The sequence below is a fragment of the Legionella fairfieldensis ATCC 49588 genome (assembly GCF_000621525.1).
GTDB classification, from domain to species: Bacteria; Pseudomonadota; Gammaproteobacteria; order Legionellales; family Legionellaceae; genus Tatlockia; species Tatlockia fairfieldensis.
The window spans coordinates 26497-49275 of record NZ_JHYC01000019.1 but is presented as its reverse complement, the minus strand read 5'-3'; the positions used below and the strand labels follow the sequence as shown (position 1 = coordinate 49275).

Below are 22779 nucleotides of genomic sequence, written 5' to 3'. Positions count from 1 at the left end.
TTTCTTATCATATGCGCGTAAAACCCCGTCCTTTAGAGCGGGGATATAAGTGCCTCCTTGGGCAGCATCGTTGAAGCACGAACCTACTGATGATCTCATCAGGAATCCCTGCACTTTAGGGTGAGGAGGATGTCAATATAATGATTCCAAAGTAGTCATCACTCCCAACCATTCTTCTTCGGCCTGTAAGTATTCTTTTTGAGCGATTTTTTGTTGTTCCAATAACAGCTTCAACGTTTGTCGTTGTCCTTCTTCGTAAAGGGATAAATCAGCTAAAGTGGTTTCGAGTTGTAACAGGCGTTTTTGACCTTGATCAATCATTTGCTCCAGCTTTTTCAGGCGATTCTGTAGACTCTTTTTTTCTCGATAAGGGTTCTCGTTCTGAGTTTGCTGACTTTCTTTATTACCCCCTTTATTGAGTAACCATTGATGATAATCATCCAAATCACCTTTGAATGGTTGCACCTGTTGTTGATAAATCAAATAAAAATCATCCACCGTGGTGCGTAAAAGATGCCTGTCGTGTGATATCAGGATTAAAGCGCCTTCATAACTTTGCAGGGCGATTTCTATCGCGGCTCGCATCTCCAGATCAAGGTGATTGGTAGGTTCATCAAGGAGTAAGAGATTGGGTTTTAACCAGACTAGCTTTGCCAAAGCCAAACGTGCTTTCTCGCCGCCTGAAAAGTAATGAATTGGTTTGGTTGCCATGTCACCGATGAAATTAAAACCACCTAAATAATCACGGATGGTTTGTTCCCTGGCTTCGGGTGTCAGGGCCTGGATTGTTTCCACGGGACTAAATTCATTATCCAGTTCTTCCAACTGGTGCTGGGCATAATAACCTGTTTCCAAATGAGGTGAACGATGAATAGTTCCTGCAAGTGGAAGCAGGGCATTAGTTAATGTTTTAATAAGCGTTGATTTTCCTTCACCATTGGGACCAAGTAAGGCAATTCTATCGCCTGGATTAATGACCAGATTTATCTTTTTTAGAATAGGGTTATCGAGATCATAACCTGCAGAAACCTGTTCCATACGAATTAAAGGATTCCCTGCACGGGGGCAGGGATAAAAACTGAATGAAAAAGGGGAATCAACCTGAGCTTGCGCCACAAGGTCTATTTTAGTAATGGCATTAAGGCGACTTTGAGCCTGCTTGGCTTTCGATGCCTTGGCGCGAAAACGATTCACATAAGCCATCATGTGATTAATTTTTTGCTGTTGCTTTTCATACATCTGCTGTTGTAAGGCTAATTGCTGCGCACGGGTTTGTTCAAAACGACTGTAATTACCGCTGTACAAATTCATTGTTTGATGTTCTATATGCAGAATATGAGTCACAAAAGCATCGAGAAATTCGCGATCATGAGAAATAAGAAGAATGCTGCCAGGGCATTGTTTGAGCCATTTTTCCAACCAGAAAATTGCTTCCATATCCAGATGGTTGGTTGGTTCGTCTAATAAGAGAAGATCAGCCGGTTTCATTAAACAGCGAGCAAGGCTCAAGCGCATGCGCCAGCCGCCTGAAAAACTATTGACAGGCCGTTTTTGTTCGTCAGATTTAAAACCCAGGCCCGCCATGATTGATGCTGCTTGGGCTGGTTTGCTGTAAGCGGCTGTTTGAGTGAATAATTCGTGACAAAGCAGCACTTCAGCATCATTACCTTGTTGTTCTGCTTTAGTTAAGCGGCGTTGGAGTGCTATGTAGTCCTCATCGCCCGCGAGAACAAAATCAAGAGCAGGTTCATCACTATCAGGCAGTTGTTGTGAAAGGTGGCTGATTCGCAATTGAGGATTAAGAAGACATTCGCCAGTATCTGCCGTTAAATGACCTAAAATCAAGGCAAACAATGTGGATTTGCCACATCCATTATGCCCAACCAAACCAATTTTTTGTTTTTCCTGAAGAGTTACATTCGCTTTGTCCAATAATAGTTTATTACCGCGGGATAGAGTAATTTGGCGCAAGGTTAACATAGTGTGAAAACAGTATTAAGTTGCGGCTATTCTACCACAACACAGCTTAAATCCTGACTATTATTTCCATATCACACTACACTTGTTTTTACTGGCTGCCTTAAGCATGTTAATCAAAGGTACAGCCCGGGTTGCCAGACTGATTGGTGGTTCTTCGTCATCGTCTGATTGAACAGAAGGGGTGTTTTGTAGTCTGGTTTGTGCAATCCCATTCTCCAGACGAGCCAAGGCATCAGGTATTTCTTCGGCCTTAAGTGCTCCGGGCACCGTGGCACTATGTCCCATTAAGGTTAATAAGCGTTTTGCAACCTCGCCAAACATCGTGATATTTTCATAAGCCTCACAAGAAAATGTTACCAACATAGGATATTCCTTTATTTGTTTTAATTTACTTTGTGAAAAATAATAAGCGCAAATTTTCTAAAGATTCAAGCAATAATTTAATTCTCCTAATTTGATTGCAGCGCCACATAAACGCTAAGTCGCTTTTTTATTCCATGTGAAGTTAAACTTCGCCCTGCTTTAAGCTATAATGGTTAATTTTAGTTGTCGCTCTCAATGAACAAAAGTGATTTTTATTTTGATTTACCGCAAGAACTGATCGCTCAGTACCCCTTAAAAAATCGCAGTGATTCCCGTTTGCTGACCTATGATCGTAAAACGGGTTTAAGTACCCATCAGCACTTCAAAGAAGTAGGTAATTTTTTTCAGCCTGGCGATCTTCTGGTAATGAATAACTCGAAAGTTATTCCGGCACGTTTGTACGGTCATAAAGCAAGTGGCGGTAAGGTTGAATTATTAGTCGAACGCATGCAGGATAATTATTCCTTTTTAGCGCATATTAAAGCCAGCAAGGCGCCAAAAGCGGGTACGGTTATCCATTTGGAAAATAACTGGCAATTAGAGGTGCTTGGCAAACAGGATGATTTGTATCATTGTCAGGTATCAGGGGATGCTGATACGATGCTTCATCAAATAGGCCACATTCCGTTACCGCCTTACATTACCCGCCCGGACGAATCGATGGATTCAGAGCGTTATCAAACAGTTTATGCAAAACACAAAGGCTCTGTTGCGGCCCCCACTGCCGGGTTGCATTTTGATGCCTCACTTATTCAGCAGTTGCAGGAAAAAGGGGTAAATATTGCCTATTCTACCTTGCATGTGGGAGCAGGTACGTTTCGCCCGGTTCGTTGTGAGGCTATCAAAGAGCATAAAATGCACAGCGAGCAATTTACAGTCAGTGAAGAATTATGCCAGGCGGTACGCCAGACTCAAACAGCGGGCAAGCGAGTAATCGCTGTAGGTACAACGGCATTGCGTTGTTTGGAGAGTGCGGCTATTAATGGCGTATTATATCCTTCCTGTCGTGATACTAATATCTTTATTTATCCCGGTTATCAATTTCAGATTTGTAATGGGTTAATTACCAATTTTCATTTGCCAGAATCTACTTTAGTCATGTTAGTCGCTGCTTTTATAGGTTATGAGCAAACCATGAGACTTTATCGGGAAGCAATAAAAGAAGGTTATCGATTTTTTAGTTATGGTGATGCGAGCCTGTTACTTTAGGTGATTTTAATGAAGCAAAAAAACGACAGAAGTTTTATACCGGTGCTTACGTCACCCGCTGGGTCATGTTTAACTTTAGCCAATTGGCAGGAAGCAGGTATTAACACGGTAGCCTGCTATCTTGATACTTTGTTGATAAAACCCGGGCTTTCTTTTTTAAAATCGCTTAAAAATTTACGTGCTTATTGTGGATGGCAGGGCGAGTTGGTATTAAATGCAAGTACCATAACGGCGACTAGGCGAGGTACATACACAATACGTTCTCCTTATGATGGCAGTATGGTAAGTATTGATAATAAAGCACTTGTATCGTTAATGATTAGTTTACAGCCTGATGTGGTTATTTTACCTGACGATTTTATAGAACATGGTTTCGTTTTGCCTGAAACAATCAAATGGTTTGCCGCTCCAAAAGAAGTGTCTCAGGTTGCTGGATGTGGCAGGTATCTGTTTTATGACGAAAAAAGGCTGTTTTGCGAATTTATTGAACTCATCAGACAGACCAACCCGGAATTGGTTTACGTCAGTGGTAATTTTACGCTATCGCAAATCAGGGAATTATCAATGTTGGGTGTTCTGTTTGTAGAGTCCGATAAACCCGCAACCAATGCTCTTTCAGGTCAAGTGTATACAGAGCAGGGGTTACTTGATTTATGCGATGTAAAAATGGCGCATCAACAGGAACGAATTGAGCCAAACTGTTCTTGTCCTACTTGTACACAAGGATTCAGTCGGGCTTATTTACACCATTTGCTAATACAAACACCACTCCTGTGTCAGCGGTTTCTTATTCATCATAACAGTCATTATTATCAAAATCAGTATGAAATACATAAGACTTCATTTACGTGAGATGGAAATCTCGCTATGATGTCACGCTACTTGCGCCCGTTCAGAATGGCGTACTCATTAAACAGTGAATATGAGGAGAGAAAGGATGAGTTTTTTTATCAGTGATGCAATGGCTGCAGCCCCGATAGCTCAGGCGCCACAGTCTGACGGTATGTTTTCGCTCATAATGATCGCTGCTATTTTTGTACTGTTTTATTTTATGTTAATAAGACCGCAAAACAAACGTGCGAAGGAGCATCGCCAGTTGATTGGCAATTTGAAAAAAGGCGATGAAATTGTAACGTCAGGCGGTTTACTCGCCAAAGTAGTGAATATTGATGAACAATACATCAAAGTATCCATTGCCGAGGGTGTGGAAATCAGTATGCAGCGTGCTGCGGTAAGCGCAGTTTTACCCAAAGGCACTCTTAAATCCCTTTAAGTTTGGATATAGGGACAAACTCATGCAGAACAAATATCCTCTCTGGAAAAATATTATATTAATTGCCGTTGCAGTGATTGGTTTGATTTATGCTATTCCTAATTTATACAGTGAAGATCCGGCTGTTCAGGTCTCTTCACAATTACCGGTCGACATGGAACAGTTAAGTCAACAGGTGGCAACGCTTCTTGATAATGCGCAAATTCCCCATGGGTCAATAGTTACTTCAGGTGATCATTTGGAAATACGTTTTGCCTCGACTGATATTCAGTTATTGGCGCGTGATGCAATAAAAAATGGATTGGGTTCGGAATACACCGTTGCTTTAAATCTTGCTGCCGCTACACCCGGCTGGTTTAGCAAAATTGGTGCAGAACCAATGAAGCAGGGGCTTGATCTGCGTGGTGGTGTGCATTTTTTACTGGAAGTCGATGTCGATAGTGTCATTAATCGTCGTTATGAAGGTCTCATGAAAAGTCTGAGTCAGGATTTACGTGAGGCAGGCATGCGTTATTCGGGAATTCGATATCTTGCCGATAAAGGAATCGATATACGTTTCCGTTCGCCGGAAGTGATGCGTGAGGCTTTTGTAACGCTGAAAAACAAATTTCCTGACTTAAGTTTTACCAAATCTGAAGTAACGAATTCGATATCTGCTTCTCTGCTACCCACAGAACTAAATACTATTCGGCAAAATACTATTGAACAAACGATGAGTATTTTACGAAACAGGGTTAACGAGTTAGGTGTTGGTGAGGCTGTTGTACAGCAGCAAGGCGCTACCCGCATCGGGGTGGATTTGCCAGGTATTCAGGATGCGGCTCGGGCACACCAGATTTTAGGAGGTACCGCAACCTTACAATTCTACCTGGTTGATCAGGAGAACGATGCACAGATTGCCAAACAAACGGGTGTGGTACCTGTGAACAGCAAATTATACATGATGGATGGTTATCCTATTCTTTTAAAACGCCAGATTGTATTAAGCGGCGATTCTATCACCAGTGCCGTGTCCAGCTTTGATCAGCAAACAGCGACGCCTTCTGTCCAGATTCAACTCGGCGGAGGAGGAGAAACGTTGTTTACCCGAATTACGCGGGATAATATCGGTAAGCGGATGGCTATTGTTTATGTAGAAACAAAGTCAACTACCCAAATGGTGGACGGTGTTGAAAAGCGGGTTAACCATCGTGAAGAACGCGTTATTTCTGCTCCTGTCATTCAAAATGCGTTAGGTAACAATTTTCAGATTACCGGTCTTAAGGATAGTAAAGAAGCGAGTGACTTAGCCTTACTATTACGTGCAGGTGCTCTGCCTGCGGTAATTTATCCTGTAGAAGAGCGAACGGTGGGGCCTTCTCTTGGAAAGGAAAATATTCATCGTGGACTGGTTTCTCTTCAGGTGGGGATGGGGCTAATTTTGATATTAATGTTACTCTACTATCATTTTTTTGGCTTGGTTGCTAACCTCGCGCTGTTTTTAAATCTGATTTTACTGAGTGCTTTAATGTCTATTATTGGCGCTACTCTGACCTTGCCTGGTATTGCTGGTTTTGTATTAACAGTGGGGATGGCGGTTGACGCGAATGTTCTCATTTATGAACGAATTCGTGAGGAATTACGTCGTGGTTTAACGCCGCAAGCGGCCATTTACGCTGGTTATGACCGTGCTTTTGCAACGATCATTGATGCAAACGTCACTTCCTTGATTGTGGGGATTATTCTGTTTGCAATAGGGACAGGTCCTGTTCGTGGCTTTGCTGTCATTCTCTGCCTGGGTTTGCTGACTTCCATGTTAACGAGTATCACTTATACACGTGCTATTGTAAATTGGTACTATGGTGGCCGGAATGTAAAAAAATTATCAATCGGTATTTAGACGAGGCGAAACTTAGATGGAATTTTTTAATCCAAATTCAAACATAGATTTCATGGGAGTCCGTAAGTGGACTGCCATTCTGTCTACGTTTATTTTCGTGATGTCCATTGGGGCATTATTAATTAATGGCTTAAAATGGGGTTTGGACTTTACAGGTGGGACACAAATTGAAGTTGCGTTTCCTCAAACTGCTGATTTGGTGGCCATTCGTGATAATCTGTATAATGCAGGCTTCAAAGAAGCACAGGTGGTCAGTTATGGTACTTCAAAAGATGTATTAATCAGCATTGCGCCTCATGCTGATCTGGATCAGACCAAGTTGGTTGACAGAGTTATGCAACAGTTACCAGCCGGGGCAATAAAACAGCGTGTTGATATTGTTGGGCCTCAAGTGGGACAAGAGTTAGCGACCAAGGGGGCTTTGGCCATTATTGTGTCCTTACTTGCCACCATGATTTATATTGGAATGCGTTTTGAATACCGTCTGGCCGTTAGTTCAGCGGTAGCCTTGATTCACGATCCTGTCTTGATTCTTGGTATATTTGCTATGTTTGGTATTGAATTTGATCTCAAAGCCCTTGCAGGTTTGCTTGCAGTCATTGGCTATTCACTTAATGATACTATTGTAGTTTTTGATCGGGTTAGAGAAAACTTTATTAAGATTCGCCGCGCCAGCTCTTTGGAAATCATGAATATTTCTATTAATCAAACCTTATCAAGAACAATCATGACCTCGGTATTAACCTTGTTTGTTGTGGTCGCTTTGTTTATATATGGTGGCGAAACGATTCATGGTTTTTCTTTAGCGCTTATCATAGGGATCGTTGTAGGAACCTATTCTTCTATTTATGTCGCCGGTGCTTTAGCTGTAGTCATGGGATTGGATAAAAAAGATTTTCTGCCGATTCAACGTAAAGAGCTTGACGACAGACCTTGAATGGTTCAGTCAATAGAGCAAGTTCAGGCAGCGGGAATACGGACATCAGGAGGCAAGTTCGGGTTGAATACTAATGGTTTTGCTTAGCCACCTGAGTTATTGCCGGTTAGCATCCTCGTTCTTTGTGTCGATATATGCTGCTTGCTTGACATGATTCAGTTCTCAACTAAAGCATCTACTTTTGCTGCACAGATGAAATCATTATGTGTTAAGCCTTTTAAAGCATGGGTCATAAAGCGCACATGGCAATAATTATAACCAACTTCCAAATCAGGATGGTGATTTTCAGTGTTGGCTATCCAGGCCAGTGCATTGACAAATGCCATGGTTTCATAAAAATTTGCAAATTTAAAAGAGCGCTTAATCTCTTTATGACTACTCTGAATTTGCCAGCTTTTATTAAGTTGTGGCATTAAATTTTGGATCTGTTCTACGGTTAATGCCTGACCTATCCCTTCACAGGATTCACAGTGTTTTCGACTTAAATCACTTTTCATAAGTTCTCCTTAGGATTTTTCACATACTATAGTTTATTTATCCTAATTAGAAAACAGCTTATAAAAGGCGGAGGTTGAACAAATTTACTTGAAAAGTATAGCGTCTGTTTTCAAGACGATTTAATCAAAGGTTAATTGTTGATCCCACTATTAAGATTTAAGCCATCAAAATTTAACTCTTCTGGCTCTGGTATCGGCATATAGGTAGGCAATGATTCTTTTGTGAGTTTGTTTCGTTGAGCGCGAAAGAAGGATGTATTCTCGCTTTTAGAATGATTATGCTTTTCAACAAGTGTGTTCAATACTCTAACATATTCACGGTATTTGCCTTTCACTTCGATTTGAGTATCTAAAAATTTTTGTATGGAGCCGCCTGGCTCAATAGGAAGATTTTTTATTCGGTGACCCTTAAGTGCATTTAGCACCTTACAAAAATGCTCATCCAAGTCTTTTTTACTTTCCTCTGATTCAGAGAAGTGAGAATAAAGCATGTGTAAATTTGTATAAAGGATTTTTAACTTCTTGAAAAGTTCAATTTTTTTATCAATTAAATCCACATCTTCATTATTCTTCAGATCTTTTTTAGTTTGATTGAGGAATTCAGTTAATGGTGTTTCTATCTTTTTTTTAAGATTTCTTCCAAATACTTTGTCAACTATTCCAGATTGCATAATATATTTTTAGTAACTTAATAGATCTTTAATTATACACTGGTTTTTATTTTTAAACAATAAAAGTCTAACAATGGAAGAGAAATAAATTGATTGACTTCGGGACTTCATCGAAGGCTTATTTTTGAAAACAGGCCGCAAGTTTATTAATAAAACGAGAATTTTGTTCCGTAGTACCTATACTGACACGCAGATATTGCATCAGCCCATAAGGTAATAAAGGGCGAACAATAATACCTTCTTTAAGTAAAGTTTGATAAATCGGTAGAGCGTTAGTTTGGCAGTCAATTGTAATAAAATTACAACTGGATGGTATATAGTTTAGTTTTAACTCCTTCAAACCTCGCATCATCTGTTGCATCCCTTGCGAATTAAGCGCCACGCTTCTGATTATAAAACTTTCATCGTCAAGCGCTGCATACGCTGCTGCCAATGCTGCTTGATTCACAGCGAAAGGGAGTTGCACACGTTGCAGAATTTCAGTCAGTTCTGGATGAGCTATGGCATACCCTAAACGTAATCCTGCAAGCCCGTACGCTTTGGAAAAAGTACGGGTGATAATTAAATTTGGATGTTGTGCAAGTAAATTGATGCTTGTTTCATCATCTGGACTAAAGGCATATTCATAATAAGCTTCATCCAGAACAAGAATTGTAGAAGAGGGAACATTGGCTAAAAGTTGTTTGATATGAGGATGAGGAATAAGTACACCTGTAGGATTATTAGGATTAGCCAAAAAAATGATGGCGGGTTTCCTATTACAAACATTAATCATTGCCTCAATGTCAACCTGCCAATCCGACTTCAACGGGGTGACTATTATGGGTATACCTAAAGTTTGCGCTTGAATATGGTAAGAAATAAAAGCATGTTCATGCGTGACCATGCTTTTATCGGTATGCAAGGCAAATGCTGTTAACAAGAAGAAAAAGAGTAAATCGGAGCCGTTACCCACTGTAAGCATCTGTTCACTAATGCCTAATTTCTGACTAAGTTTGGTTAATAAAGGATGATTAGCCGGATCGGGATAATTGGTTATCTGCATGTCAGATAGTTTCGCTAACGCCTCATTGACTAAAGGGCTGCATCCTAATGGATTTTCGTTGCTGGCCAGTTTAATAATATTACTTATTCCTGACTCATTGGCTAATTCTTCAATAGATTTACCTGGTAAATAAGGAGTCAAGGTTTGAATGCCTGCGTGAGGAAGTTGCTGATAATTGCAAGACAAGAGAATTCCTTAGCATTGATATCATGTAATTTATTAATAATACAATAATATTTTGTTAAAGATAGATTTCCAGCTCTTGTTTTTACCGTTCAATAAGCGTTAAGCTACGCATGGCAAACAATCTCAGGAATGGAAAATGATTAAACAGCACGGTTTTTCTCTAATAGAAATAGTAGTTTCCTTTTTACTTATTTCCGGCATAGCACTCACCCTCTTGCGCCAACAGCTCCAACTCAATCAGCTCATGAATCAAATGTTAATCACTTCACACCGGTCAATACAGAAAGATAATAATAAAGAACAGCTATTTACCACCTTATGAGCAGGCAACAAGGTATAAGTTTGGTTGAGTTGCTAATCGGGCTGTTTTTGACAGGCTTTCTGGTCACTATAATGATGCAGCATTATTTAGCTTCTAAACGTCAGTACCGGTATGTGCAAAGCCTATTGGATCAATCTTATGAGTTGCAGTTAGTGAGTGATTTGATTCGCAATAGTGTAAGGCATGCAGGTTTTACACCTTGTAGAGGTCTTAATGCATTACAGGTTGTGGACAGACGGGATAGCCGATCGGCTAGCAATTCTGCAATTGCAATGCAAAGCGGGAAAAAAACGGGATTTTCTATTCATAGAATGAGTGAATATTTCTCCTCAGTGATTAAGTCAATCAGTCCCACTAAATTATTTTTAAAAGCAGGGGTTCTTTATCAAGAGGGACAAACTATCCTGATAGCAGATTGCTATCATGCTGAAATCCAACAAATTGAGCACGTTCAAAGTAATAAGACGGGGAGTATTATTCGTTTAACGAAACCTTTAATGTTTGATTACGTCATGCCCGTTTATGTGGGTGAATGGATAGAAGAAGCTTTTTTTATACAAAAAAATCAACAAGGTCGACAAAGTTTGTTTTACCAGCAAAAACACGCAGAAGAACTTGGCTCTCTAATTAATAATCTGTCAGTCGAAATCAACTCTTTTAAGGAAAAAAAACGGGTAAGGGTCATTTTAAGTATGAACACCTCACAACGTATAGAAATAGACACAGGAATTCGTACCTTGTAATAATTGGATCTTTAAAGGATGTTGCTTGAATAAACAAAGTGGGATGGTTTTAATAACTATTATTCTGTTATTAGCCCTATTGACTCTATTAGTATTATCTCAAATGCAGATGGTGTTTTTATCTTATAAAGGATTGAATCAATTCTATGCGAAGCACCAATCGTTTTACCAATTGGAAGCAGCGGCGTTTAAACTGGCTTCAGTAATTAATCAAGCTTGTATTATTAAAGAGACAGATCCCGATGATTTAATCAGTTTATTAACAAGTAAACAAGGGTGTATCTGGGTAGAAGGACACGAGCAGTTTTTTTATTTAATCGAAAACCTGGGTTTATTTCCTTGTTTGCAAACGAAGATAGGGGAGACAATGTATAGTACACAACATTGGCGTATTACTATACTGAATGCAAAGGATAATCCTGCTTTTTTACAGTTACGGTTTGCCAGAAGAACAAAATTACTTGCCTGCGACAAAGAGCCTGTACCCATTAAAACAGGATTACTTAGCTGGCGTCATGTGCCTGTAATGTCTTTATGAACACTTATATTGAATTGCGTCCTTCCGAGGACGATGGATTTAATTTATACTGTAGTTGTTTAAATTTTTTAATGTCTGTATATTTTATTCGGTTTTTGAACATGGGTGTAAATTATGAAAACTAATAGGATAAGAACAATGTTATTTGTCATTGGCTTACTGATCAGTTTTATTGGCAATGCCTGGCATGGTGGCTATAGAGGACCTTATCATGGTCATGGCGGTGGTTTTTATTTTGGAAGCATTTATCCGGGTAATGGATTTTACTACAATAATGGCGGCTGGAGACCTGATATTGTCATCAATGTACCTCCTCCTCCTCGATATTATGCGCCTGCCTGCGAAACGGTTCGTATCTGTAATCAATTCGATGAATGTTGGTTAGAGAGAGATTGTCGCTGAGCAACTTTATGCAAAAACTGCCTCGAGAATTTTATAACAGAGAAACCAGCAGGGTTGCCAAAGACCTTCTTGGTCATCATATAGTGCATTATTCACAAGGTATAGCGAAAATAGGTAAAATTGTAGAAGTTGAAGCTTATCTGGGGCCGCATGATCTTGCAGCCCATTCTTCCAAAGGACTCACAAAGCGTACAGTGACAATGTTTGGTCCGCCTGGATATGCGTATGTGTATTTAATTTATGGTATGTATCATTGTTTCAATATTGTAACGGAACCTTCGGGTATTGGAGCTGCTGTACTAATTCGTGCTGTGGAGCCGGTTGCAAACATAACTGGACGAACGATGGGACCGGGATTGCTCTGTAGGGCCATGATGATTGATCGTCATTTAAATGCCCATGATCTTTTAAGTGATGATCTTTTTATTACGGATGCTGATTATGAACCACCAGCACACATTGTTGAAGCGCCGCGTGTTGGAGTTCATTATGCAAAAGAATGGGCAAATAAATTATTAAGATTTTATATTCAAGGAAACGCTTTTGTCTCTAAACCTAAAGGCAATTAGCTTCCCGACTCTCGTATATTATTTGAGAAAAACCCATTTTTTATAAAAAATGCCTTTACTTTTGGAGGTAATGAATTTTGAAACCCTTAATAGCAAAGAAAATATCCTGTCTACTTTCGTTGGCCTGATAATATCAACAAACATACAATGCCGTATTTGATCCGAGTAATTGACTGATTGATGTTGCAGGGTATCATCAAAAATAAATAAAGGATTATCCTTCCAGTAATGTTTTTTTCCTCCCACTTGAATATAAATTTCTCCTTCACTGGCGGGAGATAAATTATAAAGTAAACGGAGTGTGATTCTTAAGGGGCCAAAATGAGTGGAAGTAGCTTTATGTTGATTAAACGTGGATACCCCGATTGTTTTGATGAATTGATATTTTCTATGAAAACAGGGTAGAGCAAACGAGGTTTTTAAATTATCTCCATACCATTTGAAAAACAGCATGCCGCGCTCAATTTCCGCAAGTCTGCTGGTCATCGCTTGTTTGATAAACTCTTTATTAGCTTCAACGTCGCGGAGTAACGAGGAAATTTCTTCCTGATAAGCTTGAGGAAAATCATTCACCTGATAAATCCCTTTATTCCTGAATGAAATCAGATCTAAAAATAAATTAAAGGGGGAGAGTAACCAGGTAAAGATGCCATTGCCAGTAAAATAGCGTTTAAAAGTATCAAAATCAGCAGGTTTATTACGACTTACATCGGCCAGACCACAGAGTAAGTAGAAAAAAGAAAAAAAAGGAAAACATACACAAACGGAGATTAATACAGAGATTTTAAGGATTTTCTTTATAATTTTTTTTGTTAATTGGGGTAAATAGTTCATCGATTTTAATGTCCTTAAAAATCGCATTTTAATATAAAATCCGGTCTGTTGTAAAAGATGATCGAAGTTAGAACATAAAGTGGTTCGAAATAATAATTTTTCATTTCTGGTATCAAATACACAATGCGTTAATAAAATACTCGATTTACGTTGTATCGTACAATTATAAAACAGTAAAGGAGTTGATAAAAATAATTCCTTTTCATAAGAGGTTTGGGTCACCCAGGGTTTGTGCTATTATATTAATACGCTATAGAACCTCATTAGAGCATGACTAAAAAACTGAATTCAAAAATAGCTGAATTAATGCATGCTGTTTCCCTGATAGAAAATCAGGAAGAGGCCTTGCGTTTTTTTACTGATCTATGTACGCCTGCGGAACTGGAAGCAATGGCTGACCGCTGGCAAGTGGTTCCTATGGTTCGATTAGGTATTCCCTATCGTACAATTCATGAACGCACAGGGGTGAGTGTTGCAACAATTACTCGTATTGCCCGTTGTATTAACTTGGGTGAGGGAGGGTATTCTCTCATCGCTGACAGACTCGATCACGCTTAAATATCTTCCCATCTCTCTTTAAACGCTATTCTTGATTGTCTAAATCATTGACATTTTTTTAATTCGGGTGTTATTATGTGCTAATGTTATATCATATTAGAACATTATTACATAATTACATGCGAGCAGAATGATGAATACGCGATTGAGAATAGCCTTACAGAAGAAAGGTCGACTTGCAGAGGATTCACTTTTTTTATTGAAACAGTGCGGATTACAGTTTCGATTGAAAAAGAATGGTTTGCTGGCCCATGTTGATAATTTTCCCATTGATTTGCTGTTTGTCCGTGATGATGACATTCCTACTTTGGTATTTGATGGTTTATGTGATGCGGGAATCGTTGGGGAGAACGTGCTCTTGGAAAAGACGGTGGAATCTGATAGTTATCAGTATCAACGACTTGCAAAACTGAACGTTTGTGTTTGTCGCCTATCCCTTGCAGTACCTTTGCAATTTGATTGGCAAGGTCCGCAGAGTCTCCATGGAAAACGGGTTGCGACCAGCTATCCTAATCTATTACGGGCTTATCTCAATCAACATGCAGTGGTTGCAGAATGTGTTGTGCTTTCCGGTTCCGTAGAAATGGCACCTCGAATGGGTATGGCCGATGTGATTTGTGATTTGGTGTCCACAGGTCAAACGCTGGAGGAAAATAAACTGTTGGAAGTTGATACTGTTCTTCACAGTGAGGCAACATTTATTCAAACGATGAAGCCATTGGATCTGCAAAAAGGACAATTACTAGAGATGCTGCTTCGGCGCATGGAGGCTGTCAATGAGGCGGATACGCGAAAATACATTCTATTTCACGCCCCCATCTCAGCCCTTAAAAACATTTGTGAATGCTTGCCGGGGGCGGAAATGCCAACCGTACTGCCTTTAAGTGAATCACAAGATAAAGTAGCGGTACATGTTGTTTCAAGAGAGCAAATTTTTTGGGATACCCTGGAGCGTATTAAGCATTTAGGCGCTACTTCTATCCTGGTTTTACCCATTGAAAAAATGCTGGTGTAGGAGAAAATGATGTTAAAGCCGTTATTTTGGAATAAATTATCCAACGATCAGAAAAAAACGCTGTTACAAAGACCTGGCGCATCGTTGTTTCAAGAAACAAAGCAAGTAAGTGATCTGATTAAAAAAGTTCAAACGCAAGGTGACAAGGCTCTTTTTTCATTAACGCAACAATTTGATAAAGTGCGTCTGAGTACTTTACGGGTCACTCAGGAAGAGTTTGATGCGGCAATGAATCGGGTGCAGCCTTCAGTGATTCAGGCATTGGACCGTGTCATCTCGCAATTGACTGCTTTTCATCAACCACAAAAAATTTCAAATTATACGGTCGAAACATCACCAGGTATTATGTGCGAACGTCTCGTTGTTCCCATTCAACGGGTGGGTATGTATGTACCTGCCGGCAGCGCACCGTTGGTATCTACCGTATTGATGTCAGGTGTTCCATCACGTTTGGCAGATTGTCCATTACGTATAGTGTGCACGCCCCCCAATCAGACAGGAACAATTGATCCTCATATATTGGTTGCAGCACGTCTTTGCGGCATACAGGATGTTTTCAAAATTGGAGGCGCGCAGGCTATTGCAGCAATGGCTTACGGTACAGAAAGTATTCCCAAGGTCGATAAAATTTTTGGGCCGGGAAATCGTTGGGTAACCCAGGCGAAAATGCTGGTTTCACTCGACCCGCATGGCGCACAACTGGATATGCCCGCCGGTCCTTCTGAAGTGATGGTTATTGCAGATGAGGAAGCAAATCCCCAATTTGTCGCCGCGGATTTACTCTCTCAGGCAGAACATGGCGAAGATTCGCAGGCTGTATTGGTTTGCATGAGTGAATCTTTTGCAAAGGCTGTCAATCAACAACTTGAAATTCAATTAAATGCTTTGTCAAGAGCCAATATAGCAGCTCGGTCACTGCAAAACAGCGTATGTATTATTGTAGAAAATCAAAATGAAGCAATAACCATTGCAAACGACTATGCACCCGAGCATTTAATTTTGCAATTAGCCAATCCAAGACATTATTTGTCATTAATTGCTACTGCAGGCTCTATATTTTTAGGATCGTATTCACCGGAATCAGCCGGCGATTATGCGAGTGGAACAAACCATGTTTTACCTACAGCGGGATTCTCAAGAGCTTGCAGTGGCTTGTCCGTGCAGGATTTTATGAGAACGATGTCCGTTCAGGAGCTCACTCAGGAGGGACTTTCATCGATTGCTGAAACAATACGTGTTATGACGGATATTGAAGGTTTGGATGCGCACCAGAAAGCAATTGATATCCGATTACAAGCAGCGCGAGGTGAATAATGGGATCTATTATTCACCTCGCGAGAGAATCCATACAAAAACTGGTTCCCTATAGTTCAGCACGGCTAGAAAGCCTACAGGAAGGAATACATCTGGATGCTAATGAGAATCCCTTTATGCGTCCAGATGGATTAAATCGATACCCCTGTCCTCAACCCGTTTTATTACGGCAGATGTTTGCAAACCTATATGATGTGGAACCAGCACAACTTCTGATGACGCGAGGAAGTGATGAAGGAATTGACTTATTAATACGCTCGTTTTGCGAAGCAAATAAAGAGGCTATTGTCATTACTCCACCTACTTACGGTATGTACGAAGTTGCCGCCAATATTCAGGGGGTACGTATTATTAAGGTACCTTTAGAGCAAGATGCCGGGTTTGCTTTGAATAAAGATACTATTTTAAATCAACGAAATTCCGCTATAAAATTAATTTTTTTATGTTCACCTAATAATCCAACTGGAAATGTTTTAGATAGTAATGAAGTGCTAACACTATGCAAAGCTCTTCAAAATCAGGCTTTAGTGGTGCTCGATGAGGCTTATATTGAATTTTCAACCACAAAGAGCATGAGTGATTTTGTATCCCAATATCCCAATTTAGTAATCTTACGAACACTTTCAAAAGCATTTGGTTTGGCCGGCGCCCGGATAGGCGCGCTGATTGCGAATCAAGAGGTAATTAAGTTACTCATGAAAGTGATTGCTCCCTATCCGATTCCCATCCCGGTAGAGCGAGCAGCGATGGAGGTGTTATCGATAGAACATCAGGCAATAGTACATGCTCAAATTCAAAATATAAGAAGAGAACGAGAAAAGTTGCGGGACTTTCTCATCGGTCTTCCCTCAGTAGAGTGCGTGTATTCCTCTCAAGCTAATTTTTTACTGGTTAAAGTCCATGATGCGTCAAAATGGATGGATACCTGCAAAGCACATCAAATCATTATTCGCTCGCGAGTCCATCTTCTCGGGCTTCACAATTGTGTACGCATTAGCGTAGGCACAGATGAAGAAAATAAACGTTTAAAAGAGGTACTCTCTTATGTCTAAACAAAAAATTCTCTTTATTGACAGAGATGGCACACTCATTGATGAACCAGTCGATAAGCAAATCGATTCATTGGAAAAATTAGAGCTGGAACCTGAAGTAATTCCTGCCTTATTGCAGCTGAAATCACGAGGGTATCGTTTTGTAATGCTCAGTAATCAGGATGGGTTAGGTAGTAGTCGGTATCCGCAAGCGCAATTTGATCGTGTTCAGGAAAAATTATTGAGTCTTTTGAGTTCGCAAGGCATTACTTTTGACGCTATCCATATCTGTCCACATTGGGAGTCTGATGAATGTGAATGCAGGAAACCCAACCTTGGTCTGGTGCTTGATTATTTAGCGATGCCTGATTTGGATCGTCAACGTTCCTATGTGATTGGCGATAGAGAAACAGATTGCCTGTTGGCAAAAAAAATGCGACTCAAGGGTTTTTTGTATCATAAAAAGCAGAATAACTGGGCAGCGATCGTCGCGCAAATAGAGAATAAGAATCGTGTTGCCAGATTAGAGCGCAAAACGTCTGAAACGATGATAGAGGCTTCGGTGGATTTGGATAAAGAACAATTTCTCACTATCGATACCGGTCTTGCCTTTTTTGATCACATGCTGGAGCAGCTTGCGCGTCATGCTGGTATCAGTCTTGAGTTAAAAGCGGTCGGTGACCTGGAAGTCGATGAGCACCATTTAATAGAAGATACGGCCATCGTTCTGGGCGAAGTGCTGCGCCAAGCCTTAGGGGATAAGTGCGGTGCAAATCGTTATGGATTTTTATTACCAATGGATGAGGCCATTGTGGAAGTAGCACTTGATTTAAGCGGGCGTCCTTATTTTGTTTTTGAAGGGGATTTTTCTCGCGAGCGAGTTGGTGATCTGCCCACAGAAATGATCGCCCACTTTTTTCAATCACTCGCCTGTTCATTAAAGGCAACATTGCATTTAAGAATGCGCGGAAGCAATGCCCACCATCAGGTAGAGTGTTTATTTAAAGGATTTGCGCGAGCATTTCGTCAGGCAAAACAATGCGATGGTATTGGCATTCCGAGTACGAAGGGGATCTTATGATTGTTATTGTTGATAGTGGCGGGGCTAATTTGGCCTCGATTAGCAATGCTATAGTGCGTTTAGGTAAAAAAGTGACAGTAAGCGGAGCTATGAAGGATATCGATCAGGCCAGTCATATTATTTTACCAGGGGTTGGATCAGCAGAAACCGTCATGACCCGGTTGAATACTTTGGGATTGGTGGATGCATTAAAAGCAACAACCAAACCAGTTCTTGGAATTTGTGTGGGCATGCAAATTTTATTTGAGTTTTCGGAAGAAGAAACAACAACCTGTTTGGGTATTTTGAAAGGTACTGTCAAAAAGCTATCGTCTGCTGCTAATTGTCGTTTGCCTCACATGGGTTGGAATACGATTAAAATTTGTGCCTCTTCCGTGTTGATGCAAGGTATTCCTCAAGAAGCCTATGTTTATTATGTCCATAATTTTGCCGTACCTGTTTCTGGCAATACCATTGCAGAAACAGAGTACGGCTTCTCTTTCTCTGCCGCGGTACAGCATCGCAATTTTATGGGTGTACAGTTTCATCCAGAGCGTTCGGGAACAACAGGTAGTCAACTATTAAAAAATTTTTTGGAGCAAGCTGTATGATTATTTATCCTGCTATTGATATTCGGGCTGGTAAGTGTGTGCGTTTATACCAGGGAAATTACGCCTGTGAGACAATTTACAGTGAGTCTCCTTTTGATACTGCAAAACAATTTTTAGATCAAGGAGCTACCTGGTTGCATCTGGTTGATTTGGAGGGTGCTAAAAATCCCGGGGCAAATCAAGCAAGTCTCATCAAAGAATTATTACGGCTTATTCCCATCAAGATTCAAATCGGTGGAGGTATCAGAACAAGATCCCAGATTGATACTTATTTGGCAGCGGGTGCAAAAAGAGTTGTTATTGGTAGTTTGGCTATAGAGTCACCTCAACTGGTAGAAACCTGGTTAAAACATTATGGAGCTGAACAAATCGTCCTGGCATTCGATGTTACTTTTGATGGGATTACTCCTTATGTGATGACTGAAGCCTGGCAAAAACTTAATAAGATTGCTTTGTTTGACGTAGTGAGTCATTTCTCAGACGTTGGTGTCAAACATGTTCTTTGTACTGATATCAGCAGAGATGGAGCCTTAAATGGGCCGAATATTGATTTATATCAACAGATGATCACGACATTTCCAACACTCAAAATTCAAGCATCAGGGGGTATTAGTCAGCTTGATGATATTACCCGTCTTAAAAACCTCAATTTGGCAGGTGCCATTATGGGGCGGGCGCTGTATGAGAAAAAATTTGAGTTGTCAGAGGCTTTATCATGTTAAGTGTACGAATAATCCCTTGTCTGGATGTCAAAGAGGGGCGTGTCGTGAAAGGCGTTCAATTTCGTAATCATCGTGATCTTGGGAGTATTGAAGAACATGCTGTTTTTTATAGAGATCAGGGCGCAGACGAATTGGTTTTTTATGACATTACCGCAAGTAGCGAGAACAGAATGCTTGATAAGGATTGGATAACGCGTGTTTCCCAATTGCTCGATATCCCCTTTTGTGTTGCAGGAGGCATCCGATCAGTTTCTGATGCAAGAACGGCATTTAAAGCAGGAGCTGATAAAATTTCCATTAACTCCCCTGCATTAGAAAGACCTCAATTAATCCGTGAGCTAGCTCAGGAGTTTGGCAGCCAATCCATTGTCGTGGGTATTGATAGCTTTAAAAACGAGCAGGATTATGAAGTTTATCAATACACGGGTTCTATAGCAAAGACACAAAAAACAGGCCGAAAAACCATCGAATGGGTGCAAGAAATACAGGCATTAGGCGCGGGTGAAATTGTATTGAATTGCATGAATCAGGACGGTGTAAAAAAGGGTTATGACCTGGCGCAATTAAAAAAGGTTCGCGAGTTAACCCATACTCCTTTAATTGCTTCTGGTGGCGCAGGCAGCGCACAAGATTTTTTGGATGCATTTAAGGAGACACAGGTTGATGGTGCATTGGCTGCAAGCATATTTCACGAGAGAGAATTGTCCATTCGTGATTTAAAGAAATTTTTAGCACAACAACAAATCGTGGTGAGATTATGACAGCATTTAATCCTTCTGATATTGATTGGAAAAAAATAAACGATCTATTGCCCGTTATTATTCAGGATAATCAAACAGGTCAAGTCTTAATGTTAGGTTATATGAATCAAGAGGCGCTTGATTCAACGTGTGAAACCGGACAAGTTACCTTTTATAGTCGAACAAAGAAACGGCTATGGATGAAAGGTGAGACATCAGGCCATATACTTCAAGTGGTGCAAATTTTAACTGACTGTGATAACGATGCCTTACTTATTCTGGCTGAAATTAAAGGTCCTTGTTGCCATTTAAATCAACCGAGCTGTTTTGGTGCTTATTCTGCCGTATTTTCTGCTTTAGTTGAGCTTGAGAAAGTCATTCTTTCCAGATATCAAGAGAGACCAGATCAACATTATACGACTCAGTTATTTGATCAAGGATTGAAGCGGATTGCACAAAAGGTCGGTGAAGAAGGCGTTGAGGTTGCTCTTGCGGCAAGTTGCGGTGACAAAAAGGAAACAATCAATGAAACGGCGGATTTATTATATCACCTTCTAGTATTATTGATTGCAAAACAAATATCTCTGAAAGAGGTCAATAGTCTGTTGAAACAGAGGCAAATGTTATGAAAACAGCGTTTATTTCGGTAAGTAATAAAGAAGGATTGGTTGAGGTTGCCAGGGTTTTGATTAATCTTGATATACGATTAATTGCTTCAAAAGGAACCGCAGCATTTTTAAGCGAAAACAAGATTGAGGTATTGTCGATAGAAGATTATTTAAATTGTTCACCTCTATTGGATGGACGGGTTAAAACATTACATCCAGCATTGTTTAGTGGAATTTTGGCTGATCGAAAGAATGTAAAGCATAGGCAAGAACTTCAACAAATCAATGTCGAACCTATCGATTTTGTAATTATCGACTTGTATGCATTCTCACAATACCAGGACATGGAGCATATCGATATTGGCGGCGTTGCTTTAATACGAGCTGCTGCTAAAAATTATGAATATTGCACGGTTGTTAGTGATGCAAATGATTATCCTCTCTTGATTAAGGGCTTGGAATCATTAGGTGTTGAGACGAATTTAGAGTTCAGGAAAAAAATGGCAGCACGTGCTTTCTCAAAAATTGCACAATACGACGGTGAGATTAGTCAATGGTGTGATGGAGAAAATATCAAATCTCTCCAATTGCAAAAAACAATCGATTTGTCTTATGGTGAGAACCCCCATCAGGCAGCGAATTTTTATAACTGGCGTGATACGTGTCCCAATATTACCCTGCTTCAGGGTAAACCGCTTTCTTACAATAATTTACTCGATCTCGATGCGGGTATACGCTTGATTTCAGAATTTGATACGCCTGCAGCAACGATTATTAAACATACTAACCCGTGTGGTGTTGCATTAGCTCAGTCTGCAAAACAGGCAGTGCAATCTGCATTTCATGCGGATGAAAAGAGCGCATTTGGTGGAATTGTTGTTTTAAATCAAGTTGTTGATAAAGAAACGGCATTATTCTTGAAATCGCATTTTTTTGAAGTGATTGCAGCAGTTGACTACACTTCAGACGCTCGGGAAATTCTTGGAGAAAAAGCAAAATGTCGTATTCTAATCTTTATGAAACAGCACCCTGCAATGGAAATGCGTTCCGTCTTGAATGGTTTTTTAATGCAAAGGTCAGATGCCAATTTTTTAGAGATTGAAAAAGCTGCTGTTCCCACATTAAAAAAACCGGATGCAGCATTGTATTCAGATCTATGTTTTGCATTTCAGGTCGTTCGTCATATGAAGTCAAATGCCATCGTTATTGTGAAGAACGGCATTACCTTATCGATGGGAGTTGGGCAAACCAATCGAGTGGATGCTGTACATCATGCGTTGCAACGTGTAAAAAATTACGACTTACAAGATGCCGTATTAGCTTCTGATGGCTTTTTTCCTTTTGAAGACAGTATTGAGCTGATTGCCCAAACGTCTATCAAAACCATTCTCCAACCCGGTGGTTCACGCCGTGACCACGCTATCATCGAAACGTGTAATAAATATCAGATTAGTATGATGATGACAGGTATAAGAGGATTCAGGCATTGATAAAGGATCATCAGCGACTTCCCTAAGACTCTGTTTTTAGGGCAAAGAGCCTTCGGAGATGCTTGTTTTTCTGGTTCATTTGCGATGTGGATCGACTTGGAAAACCAGATGCTATCTGGAGTCATTCATAGCGGTTAGTTTAAAAATAAACCTGTTAGCAGAGCATAAAGTTGAATATTATT

Annotated in this window: 26 protein-coding genes; 20 read left to right on the top strand and 6 right to left on the bottom strand. The window is 40.2% G+C overall.

Going from position 1 to position 22779, the window contains the following annotated elements; genetic code table 11:
* Positions 1–132 precede the first annotated feature (132 nt).
* Together T345_RS0106955 and T345_RS0106950 are read right to left on the bottom strand one after the other, a co-directional pair.
* Positions 133–1980, bottom strand: a complete 1848-nt coding sequence (locus T345_RS0106955; protein ID WP_028388710.1) for an ABC-F family ATP-binding cassette domain-containing protein — start codon at positions 1978–1980, stop codon at positions 133–135.
* Between the two features lie 60 nt (positions 1981–2040).
* Positions 2041–2343 carry a DUF1840 domain-containing protein gene (locus tag T345_RS0106950; RefSeq protein WP_028388709.1) on the bottom strand — a complete coding sequence of 101 codons (303 nt, stop codon included), beginning with the start codon at positions 2341–2343 and terminating at the stop codon, positions 2041–2043.
* Positions 2344–2538: 195 nt separating this feature from the next.
* On the opposite strand from T345_RS0106950, the gene queA reads away from it, so the two are divergent.
* The 5 genes from queA to secF all read left to right on the top strand — a co-directional run bounded on the left by queA (position 2539) and on the right by secF (position 7641).
* Positions 2539–3552, top strand: a complete 1014-nt coding sequence (gene queA / locus T345_RS0106945; RefSeq protein WP_028388708.1) for a tRNA preQ1(34) S-adenosylmethionine ribosyltransferase-isomerase QueA — start codon at positions 2539–2541, stop codon at positions 3550–3552.
* 9 nt (positions 3553–3561) lie between these two features.
* Complete coding sequence (locus T345_RS0106940; RefSeq protein WP_051555177.1) at positions 3562–4404, top strand: tRNA guanosine transglycosylase family protein; 843 nt, start codon at positions 3562–3564, stop codon at positions 4402–4404.
* An 85-nt stretch (positions 4405–4489) separates the two neighbouring features.
* Positions 4490–4825: a preprotein translocase subunit YajC gene (gene yajC / locus T345_RS0106935; protein ID WP_028388706.1), complete on the top strand. Its 336-nt coding sequence runs from the start codon at positions 4490–4492 to the stop codon at positions 4823–4825.
* Positions 4826–4847: 22 nt separating this feature from the next.
* Positions 4848–6704 (top strand): protein translocase subunit SecD, encoded by a 1857-nt coding sequence (gene secD, locus T345_RS0106930; protein WP_028388705.1) that lies wholly within the window; start codon positions 4848–4850, stop codon positions 6702–6704.
* A gap of 16 nt (positions 6705–6720) precedes the next feature.
* Positions 6721–7641, top strand: coding sequence for a protein translocase subunit SecF (secF, locus tag T345_RS0106925; protein ID WP_028388704.1), 921 nt, complete (start codon positions 6721–6723; stop codon positions 7639–7641).
* 155 nt (positions 7642–7796) lie between these two features.
* On the opposite strand, the gene T345_RS0106920 is transcribed toward secF, so the two are convergent.
* The 3 genes from T345_RS0106920 to hisC (T345_RS0106910) all read right to left on the bottom strand — a co-directional run bounded on the left by T345_RS0106920 (position 7797) and on the right by hisC (T345_RS0106910) (position 10040).
* On the bottom strand, positions 7797–8138 hold the full coding sequence (locus T345_RS0106920) for a 4a-hydroxytetrahydrobiopterin dehydratase (protein ID WP_028388703.1): 342 nt from the start codon (positions 8136–8138) through the stop codon (positions 7797–7799).
* Between the two features lie 131 nt (positions 8139–8269).
* The gene (locus T345_RS0106915) at positions 8270–8809 is read right to left on the bottom strand and encodes a hypothetical protein (RefSeq protein ID WP_028388702.1); all 540 of its coding nucleotides are present in this window, start codon (positions 8807–8809) and stop codon (positions 8270–8272) included.
* Positions 8810–8927: 118 nt separating this feature from the next.
* Positions 8928–10040 carry a histidinol-phosphate transaminase gene (hisC, locus tag T345_RS0106910; protein ID WP_028388701.1) on the bottom strand — a complete coding sequence of 371 codons (1113 nt, stop codon included), beginning with the start codon at positions 10038–10040 and terminating at the stop codon, positions 8928–8930.
* Positions 10041–10176: 136 nt separating this feature from the next.
* Here hisC (T345_RS0106910) and T345_RS13770 point away from each other — a divergent pair, with 136 nt between their 5' ends.
* The 5 genes from T345_RS13770 to T345_RS0106880 all read left to right on the top strand — a co-directional run bounded on the left by T345_RS13770 (position 10177) and on the right by T345_RS0106880 (position 12614).
* On the top strand, positions 10177–10362 hold the full coding sequence (locus T345_RS13770) for a prepilin-type N-terminal cleavage/methylation domain-containing protein (RefSeq protein ID WP_035918394.1): 186 nt from the start codon (positions 10177–10179) through the stop codon (positions 10360–10362).
* On the top strand, positions 10359–11105 hold the full coding sequence (locus T345_RS13765) for a PilW family protein (protein ID WP_051555176.1): 747 nt from the start codon (positions 10359–10361) through the stop codon (positions 11103–11105). The genes T345_RS13770 and T345_RS13765 overlap by 4 nt, the downstream gene beginning before the upstream one ends.
* A 25-nt stretch (positions 11106–11130) precedes the next feature.
* Positions 11131–11643: a hypothetical protein gene (locus tag T345_RS0106895; RefSeq protein WP_028388700.1), complete on the top strand. Its 513-nt coding sequence runs from the start codon at positions 11131–11133 to the stop codon at positions 11641–11643.
* Positions 11644–11757: 114 nt separating this feature from the next.
* Entirely contained in the window at positions 11758–12045 is a 288-nt protein-coding gene (locus T345_RS0106885) for a hypothetical protein (protein ID WP_028388699.1), read from the top strand.
* Positions 12046–12053: 8 nt separating this feature from the next.
* A complete protein-coding gene (locus T345_RS0106880; RefSeq protein WP_028388698.1) occupies positions 12054–12614 on the top strand; it encodes a DNA-3-methyladenine glycosylase in 561 nt (186 codons plus the stop codon).
* Positions 12615–12632: 18 nt separating this feature from the next.
* Here the strand turns inward: T345_RS0106880 and T345_RS0106875 are convergent, their stop codons facing one another.
* Positions 12633–13448, bottom strand: a complete 816-nt coding sequence (locus T345_RS0106875) for an aspartyl/asparaginyl beta-hydroxylase domain-containing protein (protein ID WP_028388697.1) — start codon at positions 13446–13448, stop codon at positions 12633–12635.
* A gap of 270 nt (positions 13449–13718) precedes the next feature.
* On the opposite strand from T345_RS0106875, the gene T345_RS0106870 reads away from it, so the two are divergent.
* The 10 genes from T345_RS0106870 (at position 13719) to purH (ending at position 22597) form a co-directional block, all read left to right on the top strand.
* Positions 13719–14006 carry a YerC/YecD family TrpR-related protein gene (locus tag T345_RS0106870; RefSeq protein WP_035918391.1) on the top strand — a complete coding sequence of 96 codons (288 nt, stop codon included), beginning with the start codon at positions 13719–13721 and terminating at the stop codon, positions 14004–14006.
* Between the two features lie 130 nt (positions 14007–14136).
* Positions 14137–15021: an ATP phosphoribosyltransferase gene (gene hisG, locus T345_RS0106865; RefSeq protein ID WP_242604585.1), complete on the top strand. Its 885-nt coding sequence runs from the start codon at positions 14137–14139 to the stop codon at positions 15019–15021.
* A 6-nt stretch (positions 15022–15027) separates the two neighbouring features.
* Positions 15028–16335, top strand: coding sequence for a histidinol dehydrogenase (gene hisD, locus T345_RS0106860; RefSeq protein ID WP_242604584.1), 1308 nt, complete (start codon positions 15028–15030; stop codon positions 16333–16335).
* Complete coding sequence (gene hisC, locus T345_RS0106855) at positions 16335–17387, top strand: histidinol-phosphate transaminase (RefSeq protein ID WP_035918388.1); 1053 nt, start codon at positions 16335–16337, stop codon at positions 17385–17387. Before hisD ends, hisC (T345_RS0106855) begins: the two co-directional genes overlap by 1 nt.
* On the top strand, positions 17380–18447 hold the full coding sequence (gene hisB / locus T345_RS0106850) for a bifunctional histidinol-phosphatase/imidazoleglycerol-phosphate dehydratase HisB (protein ID WP_028388692.1): 1068 nt from the start codon (positions 17380–17382) through the stop codon (positions 18445–18447). The genes hisC (T345_RS0106855) and hisB overlap by 8 nt, the downstream gene beginning before the upstream one ends.
* Positions 18444–19037, top strand: a complete 594-nt coding sequence (gene hisH, locus T345_RS0106845) for an imidazole glycerol phosphate synthase subunit HisH (protein ID WP_028388691.1) — start codon at positions 18444–18446, stop codon at positions 19035–19037. The genes hisB and hisH overlap by 4 nt, the downstream gene beginning before the upstream one ends.
* Complete coding sequence (gene hisA, locus T345_RS0106840) at positions 19034–19759, top strand: 1-(5-phosphoribosyl)-5-[(5-phosphoribosylamino)methylideneamino]imidazole-4-carboxamide isomerase (RefSeq protein ID WP_035918386.1); 726 nt, start codon at positions 19034–19036, stop codon at positions 19757–19759. The genes hisH and hisA overlap by 4 nt, the downstream gene beginning before the upstream one ends.
* Positions 19753–20520 carry an imidazole glycerol phosphate synthase subunit HisF gene (gene hisF, locus T345_RS0106835; protein WP_028388689.1) on the top strand — a complete coding sequence of 256 codons (768 nt, stop codon included), beginning with the start codon at positions 19753–19755 and terminating at the stop codon, positions 20518–20520. The genes hisA and hisF overlap by 7 nt, the downstream gene beginning before the upstream one ends.
* Positions 20517–21128, top strand: coding sequence for a bifunctional phosphoribosyl-AMP cyclohydrolase/phosphoribosyl-ATP diphosphatase HisIE (gene hisIE, locus T345_RS0106830; RefSeq protein WP_035918384.1), 612 nt, complete (start codon positions 20517–20519; stop codon positions 21126–21128). The genes hisF and hisIE overlap by 4 nt, the downstream gene beginning before the upstream one ends.
* A complete protein-coding gene (purH, locus tag T345_RS0106825) occupies positions 21125–22597 on the top strand; it encodes a bifunctional phosphoribosylaminoimidazolecarboxamide formyltransferase/IMP cyclohydrolase (protein ID WP_028388687.1) in 1473 nt (490 codons plus the stop codon). The genes hisIE and purH overlap by 4 nt, the downstream gene beginning before the upstream one ends.
* The last annotated feature ends 182 nt before the right edge of the window (positions 22598–22779 follow it).

Excerpts from the sequence above, each read along its gene's own strand:
- hisG (WP_242604585.1), top strand. The coding sequence starts at position 14,137 with ATGATGAATACGCGATTGAGAATAGCCTTACAGAAGAAAGGTCGACTT.
- hisB (WP_028388692.1), top strand. The coding sequence starts at position 17,380 with ATGTCTAAACAAAAAATTCTCTTTATTGACAGAGATGGCACACTCATT.
- secD (WP_028388705.1), top strand. The coding sequence starts at position 4,848 with ATGCAGAACAAATATCCTCTCTGGAAAAATATTATATTAATTGCCGTT.
- T345_RS0106940 (WP_051555177.1), top strand. The coding sequence starts at position 3,562 with ATGAAGCAAAAAAACGACAGAAGTTTTATACCGGTGCTTACGTCACCC.
- T345_RS0106870 (WP_035918391.1), top strand. The coding sequence starts at position 13,719 with ATGACTAAAAAACTGAATTCAAAAATAGCTGAATTAATGCATGCTGTT.
- T345_RS0106915 (WP_028388702.1), bottom strand. The coding sequence starts at position 8,809 with ATGCAATCTGGAATAGTTGACAAAGTATTTGGAAGAAATCTTAAAAAA.
- purH (WP_028388687.1), top strand. The coding sequence starts at position 21,125 with ATGAAAACAGCGTTTATTTCGGTAAGTAATAAAGAAGGATTGGTTGAG.
- T345_RS13765 (WP_051555176.1), top strand. The coding sequence starts at position 10,359 with ATGAGCAGGCAACAAGGTATAAGTTTGGTTGAGTTGCTAATCGGGCTG.
- T345_RS0106920 (WP_028388703.1), bottom strand. The coding sequence starts at position 8,138 with ATGAAAAGTGATTTAAGTCGAAAACACTGTGAATCCTGTGAAGGGATA.
- yajC (WP_028388706.1), top strand. The coding sequence starts at position 4,490 with ATGAGTTTTTTTATCAGTGATGCAATGGCTGCAGCCCCGATAGCTCAG.
- T345_RS0106880 (WP_028388698.1), top strand. The coding sequence starts at position 12,054 with ATGCAAAAACTGCCTCGAGAATTTTATAACAGAGAAACCAGCAGGGTT.
- T345_RS0106955 (WP_028388710.1), bottom strand. The coding sequence starts at position 1,980 with ATGTTAACCTTGCGCCAAATTACTCTATCCCGCGGTAATAAACTATTA.
- hisD (WP_242604584.1), top strand. The coding sequence starts at position 15,028 with ATGATGTTAAAGCCGTTATTTTGGAATAAATTATCCAACGATCAGAAA.
- hisH (WP_028388691.1), top strand. The coding sequence starts at position 18,444 with ATGATTGTTATTGTTGATAGTGGCGGGGCTAATTTGGCCTCGATTAGC.
- hisC (WP_035918388.1), top strand. The coding sequence starts at position 16,335 with ATGGGATCTATTATTCACCTCGCGAGAGAATCCATACAAAAACTGGTT.
- hisA (WP_035918386.1), top strand. The coding sequence starts at position 19,034 with ATGATTATTTATCCTGCTATTGATATTCGGGCTGGTAAGTGTGTGCGT.
- T345_RS13770 (WP_035918394.1), top strand. The coding sequence starts at position 10,177 with ATGATTAAACAGCACGGTTTTTCTCTAATAGAAATAGTAGTTTCCTTT.
- secF (WP_028388704.1), top strand. The coding sequence starts at position 6,721 with ATGGAATTTTTTAATCCAAATTCAAACATAGATTTCATGGGAGTCCGT.
- T345_RS0106885 (WP_028388699.1), top strand. The coding sequence starts at position 11,758 with ATGAAAACTAATAGGATAAGAACAATGTTATTTGTCATTGGCTTACTG.
- T345_RS0106875 (WP_028388697.1), bottom strand. The coding sequence starts at position 13,448 with ATGAACTATTTACCCCAATTAACAAAAAAAATTATAAAGAAAATCCTT.
- hisIE (WP_035918384.1), top strand. The coding sequence starts at position 20,517 with ATGACAGCATTTAATCCTTCTGATATTGATTGGAAAAAAATAAACGAT.
- hisF (WP_028388689.1), top strand. The coding sequence starts at position 19,753 with ATGTTAAGTGTACGAATAATCCCTTGTCTGGATGTCAAAGAGGGGCGT.
- queA (WP_028388708.1), top strand. The coding sequence starts at position 2,539 with ATGAACAAAAGTGATTTTTATTTTGATTTACCGCAAGAACTGATCGCT.
- T345_RS0106950 (WP_028388709.1), bottom strand. The coding sequence starts at position 2,343 with ATGTTGGTAACATTTTCTTGTGAGGCTTATGAAAATATCACGATGTTT.